Source organism: Rhizobium tibeticum (assembly GCF_900110205.1).
Lineage (GTDB): Bacteria > Pseudomonadota > Alphaproteobacteria > Rhizobiales > Rhizobiaceae > Rhizobium > Rhizobium tibeticum.
This window is the reverse complement of the sequence record NZ_FOCV01000104.1, coordinates 1-4,217: the sequence shown is the minus strand read 5'-3', so window position 1 is coordinate 4,217 and position 4,217 is coordinate 1. Positions and strand designations below refer to the sequence as shown.

Annotated in this window: 3 protein-coding genes and 2 pseudogenes; 1 reads left to right on the top strand and 4 read right to left on the bottom strand. The window is 56.9% G+C overall.

The window, feature by feature from the left end; translation table 11 throughout:
- Positions 1–323: 323 nt before the first annotated feature.
- On the bottom strand, positions 324–767 hold the full coding sequence (locus BSG20_RS34690; protein ID WP_072382299.1) for an NUDIX hydrolase: 444 nt from the start codon (positions 765–767) through the stop codon (positions 324–326).
- A 292-nt stretch (positions 768–1,059) separates the two neighbouring features.
- On the opposite strand from BSG20_RS34690, the gene BSG20_RS36160 reads away from it, so the two are divergent.
- Positions 1,060–1,521: a hypothetical protein gene (locus BSG20_RS36160; RefSeq protein WP_143147623.1), complete on the top strand. Its 462-nt coding sequence runs from the start codon at positions 1,060–1,062 to the stop codon at positions 1,519–1,521.
- 394 nt (positions 1,522–1,915) lie between these two features.
- Here BSG20_RS36160 and BSG20_RS34680 read toward each other — a convergent pair whose 3' ends face one another.
- The 3 genes and pseudogenes from BSG20_RS34680 to BSG20_RS34670 form a co-directional block, all read right to left on the bottom strand.
- On the bottom strand, positions 1,916–2,953 hold the full coding sequence (locus BSG20_RS34680) for an IS110 family RNA-guided transposase (protein WP_072382296.1): 1,038 nt from the start codon (positions 2,951–2,953) through the stop codon (positions 1,916–1,918).
- A gap of 454 nt (positions 2,954–3,407) precedes the next feature.
- Positions 3,408–3,902: pseudogene (locus BSG20_RS34675) on the bottom strand (IS110 family RNA-guided transposase); the annotation flags it as partial.
- A 36-nt stretch (positions 3,903–3,938) separates the two neighbouring features.
- A pseudogene (locus tag BSG20_RS34670) lies at positions 3,939–4,217 on the bottom strand (cation:dicarboxylate symporter family transporter); the annotation flags it as partial.

The window sequence follows — 4,217 nt, the reverse complement described above, 5'->3', positions numbered from 1 at the left end:
TCCCGCAATCAAGAATAGCACGCCGATACCGCGGACTTCCTCGTTTGTCAGGGAGCGACCCTCAACCTGCGCCCGCACGACGAACGTCATGAAATAAAGCCGAAAGAGGTGCGCTTGTCGCGCCGACCCGCGCCCTCGTCTGGCGCTTATTCAAGGCGCTCAAAGCCTAGAATCAGGAGACGTCACCACAAGCAGCCGATGGGTCCGGCGCAGGTTCGAGAAGATGGTCGCACTCTGAACTGCTGATCGTGTCGGGCTGACGCCCTGGTTTCTCGAAAACGGACGCAAATTGCCGGCTTGTTCACCATCGCCCGCCGGCGATTTCATTTTCCCGCCCGAAGCTTGAATTTGGCGTTCAATCCGGCAATGAGACACTTCAGCTCCGGTTCAGGAACCTTTGAAGATGCCTCGGTCGGTGGGAGCCAGGCTAGCACGCGTTCTCGACACTCCGGAAACGTGGGTCTGACCTTCTTGACCTTCAGGAGATGGACTTCCACGACGCACTGAATGGAGCGGTCGTTTCTAAGCCGTTTCAGATATGCGAAGTACCCGTATGGCTTCTTTTTGGCTTTGCCTTTTATGCCGGCTTCTTCCCACGCTTCACGTTCCGCAACTTCATGCGGCTGCAATCCCCTGATCGGCCATCCCTTCGGAATGGTCCAGCGGCCGGTTTCGCGTGTCGTGATCAGGAGAACTTCGAGGATCCCGTCAGGATTGGCCCGAAAGCAGATCGCACCGACCTGAATGACAGCCTCCCCATGCATCATTGCCTCCGCATGGGGAGCAAGTCGCGCACTCGCCTAGGCGAAAACAGCGGATTTAGGAGTGTAAGAAAGATGCCATGGGTCGGTGGATCGATATCGAGCGGGATCATTGACCAGCTTTCTCCGAGCGCTTTGGAGAAGATGCTGCGATGACTGGAAGAGGTCTCGAGGTCCTGCAGCGCCTTGCGCTGGTTTCGCGCGCGCGTGATCACGCGGCACTCAGAACAAAAGATTGTGGGGCCCTCCACGGACGCAAGCAACAGCTGCGCGTAGGTCTCCATCGGGAGCCGGTGCCATGCCGGGCGACGTGAACAGACCTTCACAAAATTGGCGGGATATGATCTGGGATGGAACCGCTGTCCACTCGGTTTTCTCTTTCTATCTTGCCACTCATCAGGTGGATCGTTTTCACATTCGGCAAGGTCGGCGGGCAGCGGCCTGTCCGGCGAAGAGAGGACGAGCGAATTCGCCGAGGGGCGGCATTTTTTCAGACTCGAATGGCGCGATGAAGATGCACGATCACGCGCCGGCCGACGGCAACTGGGGGTCAGGTTCGAGAGGGCCGGAACCGGCATCGCATCGCACTCCAAAATGGAGCGAGACGATGTTCTCTTCTTCCATGCAGCGTGATGCTTTTCCAAAGTCTTTCTCTTCCTTTGCTCCATCGCGCCGCTTACCCACGACACAGTGCAGGCCCGAAGTGGATCGCCGCCTTGTGATGGAAAGCTTCAAAACTCATGCCAATCTGACTGATTAAGCCGAGGAAGTGCTTTTATGACTGCTTTTCAGCTGTTTAAGCGTTAGGAAGGCGAGAGGCAGACGAAACTGAACTGTGTCGCAGATGCGACAAACAAGACCGGTTGTCTTCTCTATTCGGCGTGGTGAGGTTAAGCACCTTCTGACTGTCCGCAGCTTATGGTGATTGATGTCTTCGCAGTATCGCGCTTCTCTCCGGGATCGGCCTGCGTGGCCCTCCCATTATGGGACCAGAAGAATGAGGCGGAACAATCTAATCGGCGACCTGATCGCAATAAACGACCGTACCAAGACAACCACGCGAACTCACCTCATCCATCGTCCTGCGAAGGACATCTTTCCACCGGCGGCGGATTCTTCTTGTCTCCTTTTGTTCTTGTCACCTTGGTTGCTCGCTACGCAGCAACAGGCAAGCTCTCCCGTGCCCAACAGAATTCGGTTCCGTCATTCCACATGCGATGCATGATCACAGCAAGCCGTCGCGCCAAGGCGACAACCGCCTTTTGCCTGCCGCGGCGTCTAGCGATGTTCATCGCCCACGCTTTTAGCCACGACCATTGCTTGACGTTTACAAGCAAGACTTGCGCTGCCTCGTACAGCAGGGATCGCATCATCGCGTCACCGCAACAGGATACTCGCCCGACCCGTTTGCTTTCACCAGACTCGTTCAGTTTCGGCGTCAACCCGAGCACAGACCCGACCGCCTTGGAATGTGTAAACCGACCAGGAAAGTCGATGGTTGCCGTATAGGTGAGAGCGACAACGGGCCCGACGCCGGGGATCGTCGTCAAGCGGCGACAGACTTCATCCTCGCGGACCAAATCCAAAACCTTCTTGTGCAGCTTGGTGAACTCGTCGCGCAACAGTTTGCGTGCAGCCAACAATGGCTGCATGATTTCACGAAGATCAGGCCTGTCTTCGACGAGCTCATTGATCCGCTCCTCGAATTTGATCTTGCCGACTAATCCGACCTTCAGACCGAAGTTGCGCAACAATCCGCGAATGTCATTCGCGATGGCGATGGCTTTTTCCTGCAGGAGTTTGCGCGCGGTCAGCAATGCCCGGTGCTTCTGGCTCGTCAGTGTCTTCACATGTACAGGCCGGTAGAGATTGACGCGCATCATCTGGGCCATGCCACGCGCATCGTTGCGGTCCGTCTTATTCCGTTGGGCTTTCAAAAATGCCTTGGCATGCCTGGTCTCGATGCAGATCACCGGCAATCCTGCCTTGGCAAGTCCTTCATAAAGCCATTGCGACAGTGGCCCGGCTTCAAGACCGATCCGCTCGATTTGCCGCTTCGCATCCTTGATGACCGAGATCAAATCCTCAGGGTGACTGGCAACTTTCACCTCTCGGCAAATTTTGCCTGTGTCATCAACAATGCAGACCGCGGTCTCTTTCACCGACCCATCCAGTGCACAATAGTGTTTCATGCTGCGCTCCTCCCTTTGATGTTTGAGGCTGTTGAAAGACAGGACCTCGTTTTACCATCAGCCAGAAGCGCAGCACCGCAATCCACCATGGCCAACGCTGAGACGCAAAGCCGAATATCCCATCTAATCGCACGCTACTCGTCAAGATGGTTTTGGCACTCGGCATCGTCACCGCGTCGGAGAAAGCGAACACGGTGTAAAATTGAATGGTTGGTCGTCCCCTCAGCGACCGTCTTACCAGTCAGAGCTATCCAGTGCCGGGAGCAGGGTTGTCTTCGCGATCGACAGGTGTCACCGCATAATGGGTCTTCGCAGGTAGGACCTTCCTATGTTTTTGGCGCAGCTCGATGAGGTGCAGCCGCCGGAACGGAATGATCCAACCCACGTCCGCAGCAGGGACGCTCAGTGCCTCAAACCAGGTTTGACGCGCCGAGGGAGATGGCTGGCGTGTCGCTTACGCTGTGGCGCCAGCCGATGCATGGAATACTTCTCCTGTCTTGAGCATGCTGTGCATAATGACCGCGAGCTTTCGGGCGACGGCCACCGCGGCGCGCTTGAAGCCCAAGCGCTCACGCAGCTTAAGTCCCCAGCTCTTGAGGCGGCTTTCGTTATTGGCTCTGGTTCTCGTGAGGATCACCGTTGCTGCTTCATAAAGCAGGCCCCGCAGATGGTTGTCGCCTCGTCGCGAGATATGGCCGTCATAGTCGACCTCGCCAGACTGGTAACGCCGCGTTGTCAGCCCAAGCCAGGCGCCAACCGAGCGCGACGTTTTGAAGTTATCTGGATCTTCAATCGCTGCAACGTAGGATACCGCCGCGACGGCGCCGATACCCGGAATCGTCATTAGAAGCTTCGTCGCCTGGCTCTTTCGCGCCGCTGCGAGCAATTGGCGATCGAGATCAGCCGCCCGCTTGCGTATGTCGCGCAACGCGACGAGCAGCAGCAGGATCTGGTCGCCGAGGGAGAGCGGTGTGTCGGTCGCCTAGGCGATGAAGAGCGCCGCAAGCGTCATGTAGATGTTGGTGCCGTCGAGGTTAAAGGAAAAGCCGGTTGGGATGACGAGACCCACGACCGAACGCTTGCAGCCCGCCTTCTCCATCTTGTTCATGAGGCCCGGAAGAGCCGCTTCCGAGGACGAGGTGCCCAGTACCAGCAGCAGTTCGTCCTTGATGTATCGGATGAGCGAGACGACCGAGAAACCATTGTAACGCGCCACCGCACCAAGCACGAGGAAGACGAACAGGAACGAGGTGAGATAGAAGGT